Here is a 19548-nt window from a genome sequence, read left to right on the forward strand (position 1 = left end):
CTCCTCGCGCTCGGGACCCCGGACGGGTCCCGGGCGCGGCGGGACGTCCCTGTCCGAGATCGTCGGCACAACCATGCCCGCGAACCGTTGACAACGTCAATCCAGTGGATTTAGTTTTTCGGCGAACGCGAACCCGACGGAGCGGCGACGTCGCCGCTCCACCGCCCGGGACCTCCGGGCCCATCTCGGACCGAGCTCCACCACACACCACGAAGGAGTGGGTCGTGCGTCGTCGCAGCTTCCTCACCGCCGCCGGACTCGGCGCCGGTGCCCTGTTCGGAACCGCCGCCTGTGGCGGCGGCGGTTCCTCCGAGTCCTCCGGCTCCGCCGCGACCAAGGTCGCCTACCAGCAGTGGGGCTCGGGCACGATCATGAAGGACTACCTCACGGGGGTGAAGACCGCCTACGAGAGCGCCAACTCCGGCAAGACCATGGAGCTGCTGCCCATCGTCGCCTCCGAGAACGACTACTACACCAAGCTCCAGCTGATGATGCGCTCGCCGCGCACGTCGCCCGACGTGGTCTACGAGGACACCTTCCTCATCAACTCCGACATCACGGCGGGCTACCTGCAGCCGCTCGACGCGCAGCTGGAGAAGTGGGACGAGTGGAGCCAGTTCCAGGACATCGCCAAGGGCGCCGCGAAGGCCGCCGACGGCAAGACCTACGGCATCCCGGACGGCACCGACACCCGCGCGCTGTGGTTCAACAAGGACCTCTTCGCGAAGGCGGGGCTGCCCGCGGACTGGGCCCCCACGAGCTGGGACGACCTCCTCGCCGCGGCGCGCGAGCTGAAGGGGAAGCTGCCCGGGGTGACGCCCATCAACGTCTACGCCGGCAAGGCGGCCGGTGAGGCCGCGTCCATGCAGGGCTTCGAGATGCTGTTCTACGGCACCGGCAGCACGCTGTACGACCCGAAGGCCGACAAGTGGAACGTCGCGAGCCCCGAGTTCCGCGACGCGCTCACGCTGCTGAAGACCCTCTACGACGAGAAGCTCTGCCCCGACCCGCAGATCGCGCTCGACGCGCAGGTCGGCACCCGCGTGCAGGAGGAGTTCCTCCCCGGTTCCACGATGGCCATCGCCCTCGACGGCTCGTGGCTGTCCGGCACCTGGCTGGAGTCCGGGGGTGCCCCGTGGGCGGAGTGGAACGACGTCATGGGGACCGCGCCCATGCCGACGAAGACCGCGTCGGGGGACGGGAAGATCAGCATGTCCGGCGGCTGGACCTGGGCGATGACGAAGAACGCCGCGAACCCCGACGACGCGTGGAAGGTCATGTCGACCCTCACGTCGTTCGAGAACAACGTGAAGTACAACATCGCCTCCGCGGCCGTCGCCGTGCGCAAGGACGTCGCGGAGGACCCCCAGTACACGGGGTCCAACCCGACGCTGGAGTTCTTCTCCAGCCTCGTCCCCGTCACGCAGTACCGCCCCCAGAACACCGACTACCCGCGGGTCTCCAACGAGATCCAGGTGGCGATGGAGGCCGTCGTGACCGGCCAGGCCAGCCCGTCGGAGGCCGCGGACTCCTACGACGAGGCGGTCAAGGGCATCGTCGGCGAGGACAAGACGGCCACCCTGTGACCGCCGCCGCCGGCCCGGGCGCCCCGCCCACCCCGCCGCCACCGATCAGGCCGACCGCACCACCCACCCTGCTGGCACCGCCCACCCCGACGGCCGAGGAGGCCCCGTGGCCACGCTGACCAGGCCCGGCTCGCCGGAGACCGGGACCGAGCTGCACCGGCGCACCCACCCGCTGCGGGTGGACATCGCCCGGGCCCTGCCGCTCACCCCCGCCGTGGTGCTCCTGCTGGTGTTCCTGGCGGGGCCGATCCTCTGGTGCTGCTACGCGGCGTTCACGGACACGGCCCTCACGGGGGCCGGGTCCGGGGCGACGAGGTTCGTCGGCCTGGACAACTTCCGCCAGGCCTTCGGCAGCGACGCGTTCCGGAACTCCGTGGTCCTCACGCTCGTGTTCACGGTGCTCTCGGCCGTGGTGGGGCAGAACCTCCTCGGCCTCGCGCTGGCGCTGCTGCAGAAGCGGGCCGCCCGCGTCGTGCGGATGCTCGTCGGGACCGCGGTCATCGGGGCCTGGGTCATCCCCGAGGTCGTGGCCGGCTACGTCTGGTACGCGTTCCTGGCCAAGGACGGCACGCTCAACGAGATCATCGGCACGCTGGGGCTGGGGCAGAACTGGCTCTACACGCTGCCCATCCTCGCGGTCTCCATCGCCAACGTCTGGCGGGGCACGGCGTTCTCCATGCTGGTCTACAACGCCGCGCTCTCGGAGATCCCGCAGGAGATCGAGGAGGCGGCCGAGATGGACGGCGCCACGGGGTTCTCCCGGCTGCGCTACGTCACGATCCCCATGATCCGGCGCACCGTCACGACCAACCTCATGCTCATCACGCTGCAGACCCTGTCGGTCTTCGGGCTCATCTACACGATGACCAAGGGCGGTCCCGGCACCAAGAGCCAGACGCTGCCGCTGTACATGTACGAGCAGGCGTTCTCCTTCAGCCAGCTCGGCTACGGCACCGCCATCGCGCTCGTGCTGCTCGCGGTCGGCGCCGTGTTCTCCGTCGTCTACATGCGCTTGCTGCGAGAGGAGGCCTGACCGTGAGCGGACAGACCACCACCGTCCCCGGTGCCGCCGTCACCCGCCTGTCGAAGCAGGTGGTCGCCACGGCCCACCCGCGGGGCCCGCGCACCTGGGTGGCGACGGGCGTCGTCAACGTCGTCACGGCCGCCATCGGCCTCGCGTTCCTCGTGCCGATGCTGTGGGTCGTCTTCGCGGCGTTCAACGCCCGGGCCGGCCTCAAGGTCGAGTGGCCGGGATCGAACTTCAGCCTGGACAACTTCCGGGCCGTCATGACGCCGGAGACGACCTACCGGCCGATGTGGAACGGGCTCGTGCTGTGCGTCGGGGCAGCGGCCATCGCCATCGTCGTGGCGACGCTCGCGGCCTACCCGCTGTCGCGGTTCCAGACGCGCTACAAGCGGCCGTTCCTGCTGACCATCCTGTTCTCCACGGGCCTGCCGATCACGGCCATCATGGTCCCGGTGTACGGGCTCTTCGTGCAGCTCAACCTGATCGACACCCTCGGCGGCACCATCGCCTTCATGGCGACGACGTCGCTGCCCATCTCGATCTTCCTCACGAAGAACTTCATGGACGGCGTGCCGATCTCGCTGGAGGAGGCCGCCTGGACCGACGGGGCCAGCTCCATGCAGACCCTGCGCTACGTCGTGCTGCCCCTCATGTGGCCGGGACTGTCCGTCGTGACGATCTTCACCTTCATCGGCCTGTGGGGGAACTTCTTCATCCCCTTCGTCCTGCTGCTCTCGCCCGACCGGCTGCCCGCGTCGGTGAGCATCTTCACCTTCTTCGGCCAGTACGGCTCCGTGCAGTGGGGCCAGCTCGCCGCGTACTCGGTGCTCTACACGCTGCCGGTGATCCTCCTGTACCTCCTGCTCTCGCGCCGCCTCGGCGGGGCGTTCACCTTCGGCGGCGCCCTGAAGGGCTGACGGGGCACGCGCCCGCCCGCCACCTCCTGCCCGCCCCCTCCCGGCACAACCGCCGCCCGACCTGAAGGAGGACCGTGGCTCCCTCCCCCCTCCGCGTCGCCGTGCTCGGCTGCTGGCACGTGCACGCCGGCGACTACGCCCGCTCGGCGGTGGCGCACCCCGACACCACCCTCGTCGCCGCCTACGACCGCGATCCCGACCTCGCCGGCCCCCTCGCCGCCGAGCTCGGGGTCGAGGCCACCGGCGACCTCGACGCGCTCCTGGCGCGCGAGGACGTCGACGCCGTCACCGTGACGACCGAGACCACCGCCCACACCGACGTGATCGGCCGGGCCCTGGCGGCCGGCAAGCACGTCTTCACCGAGAAGCTGCTCGCCCCCACCGTTGCGGAGTGCGAGGCGCTCGTCGCGCAGGCCGCCGACGCCGGCCTCGCGCTGGTCGTCTCGCTGCCCCGCCTGTCCCACGGGTACGCCCTCGCGGTGCGCGACGTCCTCGCCGCGGGAACCCTGGGGCGGCTGACCTACGCCCGGGTCCGCCTGTCCCACGACGGCGCCGTCCACGGCCGCGACCGAGCCCAGGGCGGCGGCTGGCTGCCCGAGCGGTTCTACGACCCCGCCACCGCCGTCGGCGGGGCGCTGACCGACCTCGGCTGTCACCCCGTCTACCTCACCCAGCTGTTCCTGGGGGAGACCCCGCAGACCGTGCGGGCCGTCTACGCGAGCGTCACGGGACGCGCGGTGGAGGACCACGCCGTCGTGTCGCTGGGCTACGAGGACGGCGGCATCGGCGTCGTCGAGGCGGGTTTCGTCAGCAACGACGCGTTCACGATCGACGTGCACGGCACCGAGGGCAGCCTCCACCACACCCAGGACGGGGGACGGCTGGTGCTGCGCCGCCCCGACGGCGGCGTCGAGGACGTCGCCGTCCCCGCCGACGCCCCGGACCCGTTCTCCCAGTGGGTCACCCACGCCGGCGACGGCACGCAGGCCGTCGAGAACCTGCACCGCGCCGTCGAACTCACCCGTCTCGTCGAGCGGTCCAACGCGGCCGCGCAGGAAGGAGGCGTCCGATGAGCGACGTCACCAGGGTCGGCCTCGTCGGGGGCGGCGGCATCACGCGCGCCCACGTGCGCGGCTACCTCGCCCACGCCGACCGGATCGCGGTCACCGCCGTCGCGGACATCGACGCCGCGGCCGCGGCGGAGCGCGCCGGCGAGCTCGGCGCGAAGGCCTACACCGACTACCGCGAGATGATCGCCACGGGCGACGTCGACGCGGTCGACATCTGCCTGCCCCACCACCTGCACGCCGACGCGATCGTCGCGGCCGCCGAGGCCGGCAAGCACGTGCTGTGCGAGAAGCCCCTGTGCCTCACGCCCGAGGAGGCGCGGCGGGTGGCGGACGCGGTCCGCGGCGCCGGGGTGACCCTCATGTGCGCGCACAACCAGCTGTTCTTCCCCCCGGTCGCCAAGGCCCGGGAACTGCTCGACTCCGGGATCCTCGGCACGGTCTACGAGGTGCGCACGACCGACAGCTTCCACAACGACTTCGACCCCGCGAACATGGGCTGGCGGGCCTCGGCGCGCACGAGCGGCGGCGGGGAGCTGATCGACACGGGCTACCACCCGACGTACCTGCTGCTGCACCTGGCGGCCGCCGAACCGGTCGAGGCGACCGCGATGCTGTCCACGCACCGCCTGAAGTTCATGGAGGGCGAGGACTCGGCGCAGGTGCTGGTCCGCTTCGCCAACGGCGTCGTGGGGCAGATGACCACCAGCTGGGCCTACGACGCGGCCCCCGGCACCGAGAAGTTCTCCGTCGTCGGCGAGCTGGGTTCCCTCACGGGGACGGCGACGTCGGTGACGTACCGGCTGCGCTCGGGGGAGGAGGAGACGTTCGCGTTCGGGGAGACGGACTCGTTCGTCGACGAGATCGGCGCCTTCGCCACCTGCCTGCAGACGGGCACGCGCCCGCTGCACACCGAGACCGAGGGCATCGCCGTGCTCGGGGTGCTGCTCGCGGCCTACGAGGGCGCGCGCACCGGGACGATCGCGAAGGTCCTGCGCCTCTGAGGGTCCGGGCCTCTGAGGCTCTCGCGCACCGCTCCCGGGGCCGTGGTGGGATCGGGGGGTGCTCGCCGTGCCCCGCTGCGGCTGCGCCGTCTGCGACGCGCGCGCCGCGGCCCCCGTCCGCGCGACGGTCGAGGCGCCGCGTCCTCTCGTGGTGCTGCGTCCCGTGGTGGCGGGCCCCGGGGTGGCGCCGGGGGTCGTGGTGGTGCTCGTCGGCCCACCCGCGGCGGGCAAGACGACCCTGCGCCGCGAACTGCTCGCCGCGGGGCTCGACCCCGCCGCGGTCCTGAGCCTGGACGACCTGCGGCGGCGGTTCCGGGCGGCGGCTGTGGCCACCGGGCTGCCGGCGCGTGAGGCGCAGGCCTACTCGCTGCCCGCCGTGCGCCGCGCCGCGCGCCGCGGGGACGCGCTGGCCGCCTTCGGCACCGGCTACCTCGCGGACGCGACGCACCTGCGCCGCGCCGAGCGGCGCGAGCACGTCGGGCGCGCGGCGGACGCCGGGCTCGCCGCCGAGGCCGTCCTGCTCCCCGACCTGCCGCTGGCGGAGCTGCTGCGGCGCAACGCGTCCCGGCCGGACGACGAGCGGGTGCCCGAGGACGTGCTGGCCCGCTTCGCGCACCGCCGCTCCCTGCTGGACCCGGACCTGCTGCGGGAGGAGGGGTTCGCGGTCGTCCACGCCCCCGCGGCGAGCGGGTGAGGAGCGCTCAGCGACCTGACGGCCGGGGGTGGCGACCGGGGGACGGCGCGGGCGCCTCCGCGGCGTCGACCACGCGGTCCAGCCACTCCACGAAGAGCGCCCGCTCGGCCGCGCTCAGCACGTCGAGCTCCGGGGCGAGGGCCCGCAGCGCGATCGCCGGGGCGGCGGGCCCGTCCCCGGCCGCCGCGGGGACGTCGGTGACGATCTGCCGGAGCACGGCCTCGTAGACGCTGTCGCCGAGACCCGGGTCGCGCTCGGCGACGGGCGTCGACAGCAGCACCTGGATGGTGCCCGTCCCCGCGGACTGGACCACGTCGACGGCGCGGCGCTCGCTGACCCGCAGCCGGCCGGCCTCGGCGATCCGGTGGACGCGCGCCTGCAGCACCCGCCGTCCCGCCTCCGCTGCGGGGGAGCGCGATCCGCGCTCCGGATCGCTGAGCAGGCGGAAGATCGTCGGGTTCGCGACGCCGAACTCCAGCTGCGCGTCCCACCCGGCGCGCAGGTCGTCGAGCGCGTCCACCTCACCCACCGTCGCCGCCTGCACGGCCGCGGCCTTGCCGGACACGAAGGTGGCCATCACGTGCTCGGCCACCGCGTCGAGGAGCCCGTCCTTGTCGCCGAAGAGCCGGTACAGCGTCGGCGCCTGCACGCCCGCCGCCTCGGCGACCCCGCGGGTGGTGAGGGCGGCCGGGCCGCGCTCGGCGAGGAGGTGCGCGGCGACCTCGACGATCGTCGAGCGCGCGTCGTCGCGGCGGTGGGGTGCTCCGGCCATGGACCGATGCTAACGGCCCCTTGCTACCACGGTGTTTCCGAGGTTACTGTTCTCTGAGTATCAGCGATAACAACGAGGAGGACCACGTGTTCGTCATCACCGGAGCCACCGGCGCCCTCAACGGCGCGACCGTCGAGCACCTGCTCGCCCGCGTCCCCGCCGACCGCATCGCGGTCGCCGTGCGCGACGTGGCCCAGGCCCGTCCCTTCGCCGAGCGGGGGATCGAGGTCCGCCACGGCGACTACGCCGACCCGTCCTCCCTGCCCGCCGCCTTCGCGGGCGCCGAGCAGCTGCTCCTGGTCTCCTCCAGCGACCCCCGGGCCGACGCGGTCGCCCTGCACCGCACCGCGATCGAGGCCGCCGTCGCCGCGGGGGTGGGGCGCGTCCTCTACACGAGCCACCAGGGCGCGGCCCCGGCCAGCCCGTTCTCCCCGGCCCGCGACCACTTCGCCACGGAGCAGTTGCTGGCCGACTCGGGCCTGGCGTGGACGTCGCTGCGCAACGGCTTCTACGCCCACACCCTCGGCTGGCTGCTGGGGTCGTGGCGCGAGACCGGCCGCTTCGAGGTGCCCGCCGACGGCCCCGTGTCGTGGACGTCGCGCGCGGACCTCGCCGAGGCGGCCGCCCTGGTCCTGGCCTCCGACGGGGTGCACGACGGCGTCCTGACGCTCACCGCGGGTGCGGCGCCGACCTTCGAGGACGTCGCGGCGCTCCTGACCGAGCTGGCCGGACGGCCCGTCGAGCGCGTCGTCGTCGGCCCGGAGGCGTGGGTGGCCGGCCAGGTCGCCGCGGGGCAGCCGGAGGGGGCGGCCCGCTTCACGGCGTCGATCTCCGTCGCCGCCGGGGAGGGGTTCTTCGCCGGCACCGACCCGCTGCTCGCGGACCTCCTCGGCCGCGCGCCGCGCAGCGTCCGCGACGAGCTCAGCGGCCTGGCCGCGGTCGCCGCCTGACGGCGCGCGGCCGCGCGGTGCCGGTCACCCGCCGGCCTCAGGCCTTGTCGCGCATCATGCGCTCGGCCACGCGCAGCCGGAAACGGCGGCCGAGCAGGCGGGTGGACACCGCGGCCGTGAGGCGGTTCGCCCGGCCGTCGACGACGGAGGGAGCCGACCCCCGCAGGGCGCGGAACGCCGTGTCGACGACCTGCGCGGGGTGCCGCTTGCGCCGAGCGGCCCCGGGGTTCATCGGGGGCGCAGGCCCGGCTGCGCGTCGTGCTCGACGGCCTGCGCGGCGCGCGCCTGACCTCCCGGGCGGGGCCCGGTGCGATCGACGGAGCGAGGGGAGGTGCCCCGGTCGCCGTCGCTAGCATCCGATCATGACCGTGGTCGGGGACGTCGAGAGCCGGGGCGGGCGGCGCGGGAGCCTGCGCATCGCCGTCGCCCAGCCGGTGTGCGTGGCGCTGGACCCGGTCGCCAACGCCCACGCCCACGCCGACCTGGTGCGCCGCGCGGCCGCGCGCCTGGTCGTCTTCCCGGAGATGTCGCTGACCGGCTACGAGCTGCAGGCGCCGGCTCTGGACCTCGCCGACGCGTCGTGGCGACCGCTGGTGCAGGCGTGCGGGGAGGCGGGGTCGGTGGCCCTGGTCGGTGCCCCCGTCGCCGACGGGACGGGTGAGTTCATCGCCACCGTCGCGGTCACCGGAGAGGGCGTGCAGGTCGCCTACCGCAAGGCGTGGCCGGGTGGGGAGGAGCGGGCGCGGTTCGGGTGCGGCCCCGGAGCGACCGTGCTGCAGGTGGACGGCTGGCGCATCGGCCTGGGGATCTGCCGCGACACCGGGGTGAGCGAGCACGTCGAGGCCACCGCGGCGCTGGGCGTCGACCTGTTCGCGGCGGGGCTGGCGGACGTGCCGGAGGACCTGGCGGTGCAGCGGGAGCGGGCCGGGCGCATCGCCCGCGCCTGCGGGGCGCCCGTCGCCTTCGCCAGCTTCGCCGGACCCACGGGCCGGGGCTACGAGCGCACCGCCGGCGCCTCGGCCGTCTACTCGGGCGAGGGGACCGTGCTGGCGGGCTGCGGCCCGGGGACGGGCGAGGTCGCGACCGCCGTCCTCGGCTGACCCGCCGGTCCCGGCGCCCCCGCTCCGTCTGCAGGCCTGCTCGGCTCCGTCTGCGGGCCGGTCGGAGGGGAGGCCGGTCGGAGGGCGGGCCGGGGAACCGGGAGGATGGTGCGGTGAGCGAACCGGTCGACCAGCGGACGACGACGATGACCCGGGGGCGCACGTTCCTCTTCGCGGTGGCGGGTGGGGCCGCGGTGGGGAACCTCTACTGGGCGCAGCCGCTGCTCGACTTCATCGCGGGCGACCTGCGCGCCTCGACCGCCGACGCGGGGTGGCTGGTGACGGCCACGCAGATCGGCTACGCCGTGGGCATCCTGCTCGTCGTCCCGCTCGGCGACGTCGTGGACCGGCGCCGCCTCGTCCCGCTCGTGCTGCTGTGCTCGGCGGTCGCGCTCGTGGCCTGCGCGCTGGCGCCCTCGTTCCCGGCGCTGCTCGCGGCGATCACCCTGCTGGGCCTCACCACCGTCTCGGGGCAGGTGCTCGTCCCGCTCGCGGGCGACCTCGCCGACGACGACTCCCGCGGGCGGGTGGTCGGCACCGTGGTCTCGGGGATCCTCACCGGCATCCTCGTCTCCCGCACGCTCGCCGGGCTCGTGGCCGAGGTCGCCGGCTGGCGCGCGGTCTACCTGCTGGCCGCGGTCGTCGCGGTCGTGTTCGCCGCCGTGCTGCGCCGGGCGATCCCGTCCCTGCCGCCGAAGACCCGGCTGCGCTACCCCGCGCTCATCGCCTCCGTGGGCGCGGTCGTGCGCCGGGAGCGGCTGGTGCGCTGGACGCTCGCCCTGGGCGCCACGCAGTTCGCGGCGTTCACGATGTTCTGGACCGCGCTGACGTTCCTGCTCAGCGCCCCGCCGTTCTCCTACCCCGTCGCGGTGATCGGCCTCGTCGGCCTGGTGGGTCTCGCCGGGGCGCTCGCGGCCCAGCGCGCGGGCCGGCTGCACGACCGCGGGTGGTCGCTGCCCGCCACCGGGGCCGGGTGGGTCCTCGCCCTGGCCGCCTTCGCCGTCGCCGGGTTCGGGCGGCACTCGATCGTCGCCGTGCTCGTGGCGGTGCTGCTCCTGGACATCGCGCTGCAGGGCGTCGGCATCTTCAACCAGACGCGTCTGTTCGCCGTCTCCGCGGAGGCCCGCAGCCGCCTGAACACCGCCTACGTGACGGGGAACTTCCTCGGGGGCGCGGTCGGGTCGGCTGCGGCCGCCGTGCTGTGGTCGCACGGCGGCTGGGTCGCCGTGACCGTCGCCGGGGCGGTCCTCAGCGCCTTCGCCCTCGCGGTCTGGGCGCTCGGCCGCCGGGGCGCACTGGTGCCGCGGGCCGGGTGAACCCGCGGCCGCCCCTCAGCGGTCCTCCGTCAGTGCCCCTGGCCCCGGTGGACGGGCGCGCGGCCCGGGGGCTGGCGCGGGGTGGCCAGCAGCGGCTTGCGCGGCTGGAGGCGCCGCGTCGCCGCCCCGCCGGGCCGCAGGGTGAGCTCCTCGCCCGCGTGGCGCAGCACGACCTCGCCCGCGGCGTCGTCCGCGAGCTGGTACTCGACGCGGTCGTGGCGGACGTCGACGTGCACGGCGGCCCCGTGCCAGCGCACGCTGAAGCGCAACCGCGTGAGCCCCTGCGGCAGAGCGGGATCGAAGCTCAGGGCGCCGTCGCACTCGCGCAGCCCCCCGAACCCGTTCACCAGGGCGATCCAGGTCCCCGCCAGCGACGCGATGTGCAGCCCGTCGCCCGTGTTGCGGTGCAGGTCGCGCAGGTCGACGCTCGCCGCCTCGTAGGCGTAGTCGTGCGCGAGCTCGAGGTGCCCGACCTCGGCGGTGACCACGGCCTGCACGGCCGCCGACAGGGAGGAGTCACGCACCGTGCGGGGTTCGTAGTAGTCCACGATCCGCGCCTTCTCCTGCGCGGTGAACCGCTGCCCGAACCAGAACACGGCGAACTCCGCGTCGGCCTGCTTGACCACCTGGCGGCGGTACAGCTCGACGTAGGGCGCGTTCAGCAGCAGCGGGTAGTCGGGGTGGGCGGCGAAGTCCCACTCCGGGTGGCTCGTGAACTGCGAGTCCTGCGGGTGCACGCGCAGGTCGTCGTCGTAGGGCACGTGGACGTCGCGGGCCGCGTCGCGCCAGGTCGCCGCCTCCTCCAGGTCGGCGCCCGTCGCGCGGGCGAGGTCCGGGTGGCGGGTCACGGCCTCGGCCGCGGCCACGAGGTTGTGGGCGGCGGCGAGGTTCGTGAACACGTTGTCGTCGACGAGGGCGGAGTACTCGTCGGGGCCCGTGACGCCCGTGAGGTGCCAGCGGCCCCGGGCGTCGTGGTGGCCCAGCGACATCCACAGCCGCGCCGTCTCGACGAGGACCTCCCCGCCGCCGTCGGCCTCCAGGCTCGCGTCACCCGTGACGACGCGGTAGCGCTCGACGGCGGCCGCGATGTCGGCGTTGACGTGGAACGCGGCCGTGCCCGCGGGCCAGTACCCCGAGGACTCGTCGCCGGCGATGGTGCGCCACGGGAACGCCGCCCCGCGCAGGCCCAGCTCCCCGGCGCGGCGGCGCGCCCGGTCCAGGGTCGTCCACCGCCAGCGCAGCGCGTCGGCGGCCGCCTCGGGGGCGGTGTAGGTGAGCACCGGCAGCACGTACGCCTCGGTGTCCCAGAAGATGTGCCCGTCGTAGCCCGGGCCGGTGAGGCCCTTCGCGGGGATGCCGCGCTGCTCGGCGCGCGCCCCCGCCTGCAGGACGTGGAAGAGGGCGAACCGGACGGCCTGCTGGATCTCGGGGTCGCCCTCCACCAGCACGTCGGCGGCCCGCCAGAACTCGTCCAGGTACTCCCGCTGCTCCCGCAGCAACCCCTCGAAACCCGTGAACCGGGCCCCGCTGATGGCCCCCGCCACCTGGTCGCGCAGCGCGGGCTGCGAGCGCAGGGCCGACCAGCCGTAGCCGAGGTGCTTCACGAGGCGCAGCTGCTGACCGGGCTCCAGCTCCGAGACCGCGGTCGTGCGCGCCCAGTCCTCGCCCGTCGTCGTCTCGACCTCGACGCGCCCCGGCGCCTCGACGTCGTTGTGCATGGCGACCGCCATCCCCAGCCCGCTGCGGCGGGTGCGGTGCATCAGCGTCGCGCCGTGCTGGGAGCTGGAGTGCTCCAGCGACACGAGCGGTGAGTCCAGCGCGGCGGAGACGCGCGGGTCGTCGTCGCGCTGCGGCATCGGCTCGTTCGCCACGAGCTCGGACTGCAGGGTCAGCCGGGCGGGCCCGTCGACGGGTTCGACGGTGAACTCGACGGCCGCGACGGCCCGCTGCACGAAGGAGACGAGCCGCCGCGAGCGGATCCGCACGCGCCGGCCCGCGGGGGAGATCCAGTCCGCCGTCCGGGTCAGCGTTCCCGCACGCAGGTCCAGCACGCGCTCGTGCGCGAGCAGCTGGCCGTAGCGGACGTCGAACGGCTCGTCGTCGACGAGGAGGCGCACGAGCTTGCCGTTGGTGACGTTCACGACCGTCTGGCCCAGCTCCGGGTACCCGTACCCGGCCTCGGCGTAGGGCAGCGGGCGCTCCTCGTAGAACCCGTTGAGGTAGGTGCCCGGCAGCCCGTGCGGTTCCCCCTCGTCGAGGTTGCCGCGCAGGCCCAGGTGCCCGTTGGACAGCGCGAAGATCGACTCCGCCGACCCCAGCAGCGCCCGGTCCAGGCGCGTCTCGCGCACGAACCAGTCCTCGACGGGGAAGGCGTCCTGGGTGATCACCGGCCGTCCCCGTCGGCCAGGAGCTCCGCGAGGTCGGTCACGACGACGTCGGCGCCGTGCTCGCGCAGCGCGTCGGCGTGCCCGACCCGGTCCACTCCGACGACCGTCCCGAAGCGCCCGGCCCGGCCGGCCTCCACGCCCGAGAGCGCGTCCTCGAACACCGCGGCCTCGCCCGGCTCGACGCCCAGCGCGCGGGCCCCGGCGAGGAAGGTGTCCGGGGCGGGTTTGCCCGCCAGGTGCCGCTCGCGCAGCGTCACGCCGTCGACCCGCTCCTCGATGAACTCGGCGAGCCCGGTGACCTCGAGCACCTGCCGGGTGTTCGCGCTGGAGGACACGACGGCGCGCCGCAGGCCGGCGTCGCGAGCGGCCCGCAGGTAGCGGCGCGAGCCCTCGTACACCTCGACCCCGTCGGTGGCGATGCGCTGCAGCAGCTGCTGGTTCTTGCGGTTGCCGAGACCGCCGACCGTCACCTCGTCGAACGGCTGGTCCGCGGGGTCGTCGGGCGTCCCCTCCGGGAGGGTGATGCCCCGGCTGGCCAGGAAGTCGCGGACGCCGGCGTCGCGCGGCTTGCCGTCGACGAACGTCGCGTAGTCGGCGTCGGGGTCGAACGGCGTGAACTCCGAGCCGTCGCGCTGCGCCCGCTCGCGCAGGTGCTCGTCGAAGGTGGCCTTCCACGCCGCGTCGTGCAGCGCGGCCGTGTTCGTCAGCACGCCGTCCAGGTCGAACAGGCAGGCCCTCGTCCCCTCGGGCAGTCCCAGCACCACGTCGTCGTCCCTTCGACCGGTCCGCGCCGGGAGGAGCCCCGGGCACGGGGGAGCCTAGGAGCGCGGGCCCGGCCCTGCCCAGCGGTGGTCCGTCGCGCCCGGCCCCGACCCGTCGCAGCGCGGCGGCGGCACCGTCCAGGGACGGCCGGGCGGTGCCGCCGGAGCGTGCGGGAGCAGCGGGGGACGGACCCCTCGCCCTCCGCTCAGGCCGAGGGGTGCAGCAGGACCTTGGTCCACCCGTCGACGCGGTCGTCGAAGTTCCTGTAGCCCTCGGGTGCCTGCTCGAGCGGCAGCTCGTGGGAGACGATGATCCCCGGCGTCGCGCGGCCGGCGACGATGAGGTCGCGCAGCTGCCGGTTGTAGCGCATCACGGGCGCCTGGCCGGTGCCCATCGACTGGCCCTTGGTGAAGAAGGTGCCGTAGTCGAAGCCGATCCGGCCCTCCTTCGCGCCCTCGTCCGCCGCACCGGGGTCGGAGGGGTTGTAGACGCCGACGACGCCGATCCCGCCGGTGGTGCGGACGACCTTCACGAGGTTGTCCAGCACCATCTCGGGGTGCTCGTCGCCGGAGGAGTCGTGGGCCTGGTAGCCGACGGCCTCCACGCCGCGGTCGGTGCCGCGGCCCTCCGTCTGCTCCATGATCTGCTCGACGGGGTCCGCGGTGGAGAAGTCGACGGGGATCGCGCCGAACCGGGCCGCGAGGCCGAGGCGGTCGGCCTCCTTGTCCACGACGAACACGCGCGCCGCCCCCTTGATGAGGGCGCTGTGCGCGGCCATCAGGCCGACGGGCCCGGCGCCGAACACCGCGACGTCGTCGCCCGGGACCATGCCGGAGAGCTCGACGCCGTGCCAGCCCGTGGGGAACACGTCCGACAGCATGGTGAAGTCGTTCTCGTGCTCCGTGCCCGCGGGCAGTTCGAGCAGGTTGAAGTCCGCGAACGGGATCCGCAGGAACTCGGCCTGGCCGCCGTCGTAGGGGCCCATGTTGGCGTAGCCGTAGGCCGCGCCGTCCATGCCCTCGATGGGGTTCACGTGCGTGCAGAACGAGGTCCAGCCGTGCAGGCAGTTGCGGCAGGTGCCGCAGGCGATGTTGAAGGGCACCGAGACGCGGTCGCCGACCTTCACCCGGGTCACACCGGCACCGACGGCCTCGACGACGCCCATGTTCTCGTGACCGAGGACCTTGCCCTCCTCGACCGTGCTGCGGCCGTCGTACATGTGCAGGTCCGACCCGCAGATGTTGGTGGTGGTGATGCGGACGACGGCGTCGGTGGGCTGCTCGACGCGGGCGTCGGGCACCTCCTCGACGGCGACGGTCTTCGGTCCTCGGTACACGACGGCCTTCAAGGGATGTTCCTCCTGGTGGTGGGTGCAGCGGTGTGCGGAGCGGGTTGGCGTCAGCCGGAGATCGTCTGCCGCTCGGGCACGACGAACACCGTGACGCGCTCGGTCTTGATCTGCTCCGGCGGGTACGGGTTCCCCTCGTACTTCTGCGACAGCTCGTCGATGCGGTCGCGGGCGGCCTGCCCGCGCTCGACGTCGCCGACCCGCCCGCGCACCTCGGCGTAGCGGTAGGCGTTCTCCTCGTCGCGGATCGCGATCGTCACGCGGGCGTCGCGCTCGAGGTTGTGGAACTTCTGCCGGTGGTCCTCGGTGTTCACGTACAGCCGGTCGCCGTCGACGCCCACCCAGATGTACTGCGTCTGGATGCGGCCGCTCGGCAGCAGGGTCGAGATGGCGGCGAAGTTGCGTCCGCTCGCCAGCTCCCTCGTCGTGGGGTGCAGGTCGGGTCCGTCCTGGGTGTCAGCCACGGCGTTCCCCTACCCGTCCCCGGGCCGGTCAACCGCGACCGGCCCCACCGGTGCGTTCAGACGACGACGTCGAGCAGGTAGTCGCCCTCGTCGAAGCCGAGGCGCCCCAGCGCCGCGGTCACGGCGGCTCGCGCCTGCCGGTCCGCCGCGGCGTCGTCGGCGGCCTCGACCGCGACCCGCGCCGTCACCCCGGAACCGTCCCCGGTGCGCGTCAGCGGGTCCCCGCCGGCGGGGGCGGGCACGTCGAGGAGTTCCGGGAGGGCGCCGCGCAGCCGTTCCACGAGGTTCTCGGACCGGTCGCGGTCCTCCGTCTGCACGAGCGAGATGTCCACGGTCACGGGGCGAGTCGTCATGGGGCCCAGCGTGCCTCGCGTTCCCGGCCGGCGCCCGCCGGGGTTCCGGCGCGCCCCCGCCGGAGTTTCAGGGTGCGCGGATCGGGCAGGAGGAGCGGTGATCGCCGACCCGACCCACCCGAGGAGACGCACCGTGACCGACCAGCCGAACCGCACCGCAGGACAGCTCGTGGACGACCTGACCTCCGACACCGCCCGGCTCGTGCGCGACGAGCTGCGCAAGGGGCAGCAGGAACTCCTGGCCAAGGCCCGCGAGGCGTCGCGGGGCGCAGCGATGCTCGGTGGCGCGGGCGTCCTCGGTGCCCTCGCGGCGGGCACGTCGGCGGCGCTCCTCGTGCGGACCCTGGGCACGTTCCTGCCGAAGCCGGCGGCCGCCCTCGTCGCCACGACGCTCTACGCCGGCGGTGCCGCCGCCCTGGGGGCGGTCGGGCTGGAGGAGCTGAAGAAGGTCGGCCCGCTCCTGCCCGAGGAGACCATCGCGAGCCTGCGCGAGGACGTCCGCGCGGTGCGCCCCGGGACGTGAGCCGTGCGCGGGACGTGAACCGCGCGCCGGGTGCGAACCGCACCCGGCGCTGCCGCTCAGGTCAGGACTTGCCGCCCCGCGGCGTGGGTTCGTCGTGCCGCTCGCTGTGCGTGTGGTGGTCGATCTGCTTCGAGGCGCCCGTCGTGACCCCGGCGGCGCTGGGGCTCGTGCCGTTCTCGCGCGCCTCCTGCGCCGCGGCCTGGGCGGCCGTCTCGTCCTTCTTCGGCCCCGGCTTCGTCATGGGTCCTCCTCGTGGTCGTCGCGAGGCCCGGTGACCCCGCGCTGCGGGTGGCGGTCAGTAGTCCGTCGGGGCGGGCGGCACCGGGCGCTCCGGCGCCGCGACGTGCGAGCGCGCCTGCCCGCGGGCCTGCTCGGCCGCGGTGCGGGCGTCCTCGGACTCCGCGGTCGGGAGCGACCTCGCGACCTCCGCCTCGTTCGCGTACTCCTCCGGCGGGACGGCCCGCAGGGCCTTGAGGACCTCGTCGCCGGCCCCCGAGCCCTGCGCCGCGGCCAGGAGGTCGTCCTTCCCGGCGGGGTAGGTGACGTCGTTCAGGTGGTTCAGCACCTCGTCTGTGGTGACCATGCGGGTGCTCTACCCGCGGCCCCGCAGCTCATTCCCCTCGCCGCTCGATCCTCTCGTCGCTCACACCTGCAGGTGCGGCAGGACGAACCGGCGGTAGAAGTCGATCACGCGGGACTGGTCGCGCTGGCCGGAGTGCACCATCGGCGTCACCCCCGCGTCCAGCAGCTGCTGCACTGCGGTGATGTGGTTGCCGGGGCTGCCCTTCGGCCACGACAGGTGCACCTGCTCCAGCGGCCACTTCGCGGCCGCCTTCTCCTGGATGCGGACCGGGTTCGGCTCGTACAGCAGTCCCGGGTCCCAGGAGTCGACCGTGAAGCGCCACAGCGTGGCCGCGTGCTCGAGGTCGAACTCGTCCACGTTCACGAACAGCTCACCCAGCTTCGGCATCGTGTCCGGGTCCTTCCCCGCGTCCGCCGCGCCCCGGGCGAAGGCGTCGGTGAGCTCCGGGTCGGAGAAGTCCTTCGCCGCGCCGATCCAGCCGTCGCCGTGGCGGCCGGCGTTGTAGGCGCTCTTCGGGCCGCTCGCCGCCAGGTAGATCGGCACGGGGACCTCGGGGACGTCGTAGAGCTTGAACTGCTCGGTCGTGTAGTAGGTGCCGCGGAAGGACGTGCGCTCGCCGGTCCACAGCTCGCGGATCAGCTGCACGGCCTCGACGAGGCGCGCGGCCCGCTCCTCGTAGGGGCCGAACTGCCCGGTCGACGCCTTCTCGTTGAGCGCCTCGCCCGTGCCGACGCCGAGGAACACCCGTCCCGGGGCGAGGATCCCCAGCGACGCCCAGGCCTGGGCCACCTCGCTGGGGTGGTGCCGGTAGGTCGGGCACGTCACCCCCGTGCCGAAGGTGGCCTGGCGGGTCGCCTGGCTCAGCAGGCCCTGCGTGATCCACGGGTGCATGGAGTGCTGCTGGTCGTCCTGCCACGGCTGGACGTGGTCGGACGTCCAGAGGTACCCGAAGCCGGCCTCCTCCGCCTGGCACCCCCAGCGCACGAGGTCCTGGGTGCGGAACTGCTCGTGCGACAGCACGAAACCCACGGGGTAGGTGCGCGCTGCGCCCTCGTGGCGGCCGGACGCCGCAGCGGTGCTCGCCGCGGTCGCACCGGTCAGCGCCGCCGTCCCCAGAGTGGCCGCACCGGCCACCACTCCGCGGCGGGTCGGCCCGCGCCCCCCGGTGCCCGCTGTGTCCGTCGTGTCCGTGCGGTCGGCTCCCATGCCCACTCCCTCGTCGCTGCGGTCCCCCCGGGGCCCGGGCGGCACATCGCGCTGCCTCTGCCCGGTCTGCCTCCCGGGAAACCCCCGGGAGCCTCACGGGGGGCGTTTCCCGCCGCCGGCCCCGGGTAGGGAGGCGTCGTGGCCGGTCAGCTCCCTCCCGCACCAGACCCCGCGCAGCCCCGCGGCCGGACCGGCACGGAACCGCGCACCGCCCGGTCACCGCTGCGCCTGCGACTGCTCCTCGCGGCCTTCGGGCTCGTGGTGTGCACCGTCCTCGCCGTGCTCTGGTTCACCGCGGACCCACCCCCGGGCGGCGCGCGGGCGCCGGGGTGGGTGCTGGCCGTCCTCGCGCTCGCGGCGCTCGCGGACCTCGTCGTCGTCGGACGGCGGCTGCGGCGCCGGGGGTGACCGTCGCGCAGCCGGGTCGTGACGGTCCGCCGACGGCCGGGTTGACGCCCCGCCCCGCTCTCGCACAGGCTGCGCACCCGGTTCCCACGGCGGGCGACCGGACGACGAGGAGGTCGCACGTGAGCAGAGCAGTCGAGTTCGGCGGTCCCGCCGCCGCAGCTCCGCACGTCGTCGACGTCGACCTCGCCGCGCCCGGGCCCGGCGAGGTGCGGGTGACGGTCCGCGCCGCCGGCATCACCGGGGCGCCGCCCGCCACGGCCCGCCCCCTCCCGCCGGCCACCGCGCTGCTCTACCCGGGCGCCTTCCCCGGTGGCGGGAGCGACTTCGCCGGCGTGGTCACGGCGCTGGGTCGCGGAGTCGAGGACGTCCAGGTCGGCGACGAGGTGCTGGGGTTCAGCGACACCCTCGCCGGGCAGGCCGACGCCGTCGTCGTGCCGGCCGGGCACGTGGTCCGCAAGCCCGCGGACCTGTCCTGGGAGGTCGCGGGCTCGCTGTGCGTCGCGGGCGCCGCGGCCTCCGCCTGCGTGCACGCCGCGGGGGTGCGCGACGGGGACACCGTCGTCGTCGCCGGGGCCTGCACCGACGTCGGGTCCTTCGTCGTCCAGCTCGCGCGCCTGTGCGGGGCCCGCGTCATCGGCGTCGCCGCGCCCGAGCACCACGACTGGCTCCTGGCCCACGGCATGGACGCCGTCGGCCCGGCGGGCCCCGAGGGGGAGCCCGCGGCCGACCTGGCCCGGCGGCTGGCGGCCGCGGCACCCGAGGGCGTGGACGCCTTCGTGGACACCCTCGGCGGGAGCGGCGCCGACGTCGCGGACGCCCTCGGGGTCCCGGCGCACCGCACGGTCACCACCGTCGCGGCGGGTGCGGGCGACGGCCGGGACGTCGGTGGCGGCCTCGTCGTCGTCGGCGGCCCCGTGGCGCAGGACGTGCTGGCCGAGCTGGCCGAGCTCGTCGCGACTGGTCGCCTGCAGGTGCCGATCGCGGGCACCTACCCCCTGGAGTCGGTGCGCGAGGCCTACGCCGACGTCGACGAGCACCACCCGCTGGGCCGCGTCGTCCTGCTGCCCTGACGCGGAGCGGG

Annotated in this window: 22 protein-coding genes; 12 read left to right on the forward strand and 10 right to left on the reverse strand. The window is 74.5% G+C overall.

The window, feature by feature from the left end:
* Nucleotides 1-224: 224 nt before the first annotated feature.
* The 6 genes from F1544_RS12830 (at nt 225) to F1544_RS12855 (ending at nt 6295) form a co-directional block, all read left to right on the forward strand.
* Nucleotides 225-1586, forward strand: a complete 1362-nt coding sequence (locus tag F1544_RS12830; RefSeq protein ID WP_167585951.1) for an extracellular solute-binding protein — start codon at nt 225-227, stop codon at nt 1584-1586.
* Nucleotides 1587-1692: 106 nt separating this feature from the next.
* The gene (locus F1544_RS12835; protein WP_167585953.1) at nt 1693-2619 is read left to right on the forward strand and encodes a carbohydrate ABC transporter permease; all 927 of its coding nucleotides are present in this window, start codon (nt 1693-1695) and stop codon (nt 2617-2619) included.
* Nucleotides 2620-2621: 2 nt separating this feature from the next.
* A complete protein-coding gene (locus F1544_RS12840) occupies nt 2622-3530 on the forward strand; it encodes a carbohydrate ABC transporter permease (RefSeq protein ID WP_308470050.1) in 909 nt (302 codons plus the stop codon).
* 74 nt (nt 3531-3604) lie between these two features.
* Complete coding sequence (locus F1544_RS26345; protein ID WP_308470051.1) at nt 3605-4603, forward strand: Gfo/Idh/MocA family protein; 999 nt, start codon at nt 3605-3607, stop codon at nt 4601-4603.
* Nucleotides 4600-5601, forward strand: coding sequence for a Gfo/Idh/MocA family protein (locus tag F1544_RS12850; protein WP_167585955.1), 1002 nt, complete (start codon nt 4600-4602; stop codon nt 5599-5601). The genes F1544_RS26345 and F1544_RS12850 overlap by 4 nt, the downstream gene beginning before the upstream one ends.
* Nucleotides 5602-5659: 58 nt before the next feature.
* On the forward strand, nt 5660-6295 hold the full coding sequence (locus tag F1544_RS12855; protein ID WP_167585957.1) for an AAA family ATPase: 636 nt from the start codon (nt 5660-5662) through the stop codon (nt 6293-6295).
* Between the two features lie 7 nt (nt 6296-6302).
* Here the strand turns inward: F1544_RS12855 and F1544_RS12860 are convergent, their stop codons facing one another.
* Complete coding sequence (locus tag F1544_RS12860; RefSeq protein ID WP_167585959.1) at nt 6303-7067, reverse strand: TetR/AcrR family transcriptional regulator; 765 nt, start codon at nt 7065-7067, stop codon at nt 6303-6305.
* Nucleotides 7068-7153: 86 nt separating this feature from the next.
* Here F1544_RS12860 and F1544_RS12865 point away from each other — a divergent pair, with 86 nt between their 5' ends.
* Nucleotides 7154-8017: an NAD(P)H-binding protein gene (locus tag F1544_RS12865; protein ID WP_167585961.1), complete on the forward strand. Its 864-nt coding sequence runs from the start codon at nt 7154-7156 to the stop codon at nt 8015-8017.
* A gap of 37 nt (nt 8018-8054) precedes the next feature.
* Here the strand turns inward: F1544_RS12865 and F1544_RS12870 are convergent, their stop codons facing one another.
* Nucleotides 8055-8249, reverse strand: coding sequence for a hypothetical protein (locus F1544_RS12870; protein WP_167585962.1), 195 nt, complete (start codon nt 8247-8249; stop codon nt 8055-8057).
* Between the two features lie 130 nt (nt 8250-8379).
* Here F1544_RS12870 and F1544_RS12875 point away from each other — a divergent pair, with 130 nt between their 5' ends.
* Together F1544_RS12875 and F1544_RS12880 are read left to right on the forward strand one after the other, a co-directional pair.
* Nucleotides 8380-9117 (forward strand): carbon-nitrogen hydrolase family protein, encoded by a 738-nt coding sequence (locus F1544_RS12875; RefSeq protein ID WP_167585964.1) that lies wholly within the window; start codon nt 8380-8382, stop codon nt 9115-9117.
* Between the two features lie 113 nt (nt 9118-9230).
* Nucleotides 9231-10433, forward strand: a complete 1203-nt coding sequence (locus tag F1544_RS12880; protein ID WP_208971791.1) for an MFS transporter — start codon at nt 9231-9233, stop codon at nt 10431-10433.
* Between the two features lie 29 nt (nt 10434-10462).
* Here the strand turns inward: F1544_RS12880 and F1544_RS12885 are convergent, their stop codons facing one another.
* From F1544_RS12885 to F1544_RS12905, 5 genes are all read right to left on the reverse strand, one after another.
* Nucleotides 10463-12820 carry a glycoside hydrolase family 65 protein gene (locus F1544_RS12885; RefSeq protein ID WP_167585966.1) on the reverse strand — a complete coding sequence of 786 codons (2358 nt, stop codon included), beginning with the start codon at nt 12818-12820 and terminating at the stop codon, nt 10463-10465.
* Nucleotides 12817-13581 carry an HAD family hydrolase gene (locus F1544_RS12890; protein WP_167585968.1) on the reverse strand — a complete coding sequence of 255 codons (765 nt, stop codon included), beginning with the start codon at nt 13579-13581 and terminating at the stop codon, nt 12817-12819. Before F1544_RS12890 ends, F1544_RS12885 begins: the two co-directional genes overlap by 4 nt.
* Before the next feature lie 206 nt (nt 13582-13787).
* Complete coding sequence (locus F1544_RS12895; protein WP_167585970.1) at nt 13788-14930, reverse strand: glutathione-independent formaldehyde dehydrogenase; 1143 nt, start codon at nt 14928-14930, stop codon at nt 13788-13790.
* A gap of 50 nt (nt 14931-14980) precedes the next feature.
* On the reverse strand, nt 14981-15394 hold the full coding sequence (locus tag F1544_RS12900; RefSeq protein ID WP_167585972.1) for a PPOX class F420-dependent oxidoreductase: 414 nt from the start codon (nt 15392-15394) through the stop codon (nt 14981-14983).
* Between the two features lie 56 nt (nt 15395-15450).
* Nucleotides 15451-15747, reverse strand: coding sequence for a hypothetical protein (locus tag F1544_RS12905; RefSeq protein ID WP_167585973.1), 297 nt, complete (start codon nt 15745-15747; stop codon nt 15451-15453).
* Between the two features lie 133 nt (nt 15748-15880).
* Here F1544_RS12905 and F1544_RS12910 point away from each other — a divergent pair, with 133 nt between their 5' ends.
* Nucleotides 15881-16270, forward strand: coding sequence for a phage holin family protein (locus F1544_RS12910; protein WP_167585975.1), 390 nt, complete (start codon nt 15881-15883; stop codon nt 16268-16270).
* Between the two features lie 61 nt (nt 16271-16331).
* On the opposite strand, the gene F1544_RS12915 is transcribed toward F1544_RS12910, so the two are convergent.
* The 3 genes from F1544_RS12915 to F1544_RS12925 are packed head-to-tail and all read right to left on the reverse strand — an operon-like array spanning nt 16332 to nt 18059.
* Nucleotides 16332-16511, reverse strand: a complete 180-nt coding sequence (locus F1544_RS12915; protein ID WP_167585977.1) for a hypothetical protein — start codon at nt 16509-16511, stop codon at nt 16332-16334.
* Nucleotides 16512-16565: 54 nt separating this feature from the next.
* Nucleotides 16566-16853 carry a DUF2795 domain-containing protein gene (locus F1544_RS12920; RefSeq protein ID WP_167585979.1) on the reverse strand — a complete coding sequence of 96 codons (288 nt, stop codon included), beginning with the start codon at nt 16851-16853 and terminating at the stop codon, nt 16566-16568.
* A 60-nt stretch (nt 16854-16913) separates the two neighbouring features.
* Entirely contained in the window at nt 16914-18059 is a 1146-nt protein-coding gene (locus tag F1544_RS12925; RefSeq protein ID WP_167585981.1) for a TIGR03557 family F420-dependent LLM class oxidoreductase, read from the reverse strand.
* A gap of 138 nt (nt 18060-18197) precedes the next feature.
* On the opposite strand from F1544_RS12925, the gene F1544_RS24515 reads away from it, so the two are divergent.
* A complete protein-coding gene (locus F1544_RS24515; protein ID WP_167585983.1) occupies nt 18198-18467 on the forward strand; it encodes a DUF6343 family protein in 270 nt (89 codons plus the stop codon).
* 119 nt (nt 18468-18586) lie between these two features.
* Nucleotides 18587-19537, forward strand: coding sequence for a zinc-binding dehydrogenase (locus tag F1544_RS26350; RefSeq protein ID WP_167585985.1), 951 nt, complete (start codon nt 18587-18589; stop codon nt 19535-19537).
* The last annotated feature ends 11 nt before the right edge of the window (nt 19538-19548 follow it).

The organism is Kineococcus rubinsiae, assembly GCF_011839805.1.
In the GTDB taxonomy this organism is placed as follows: domain Bacteria; phylum Actinomycetota; class Actinomycetes; order Actinomycetales; family Kineococcaceae; genus Kineococcus; species Kineococcus rubinsiae.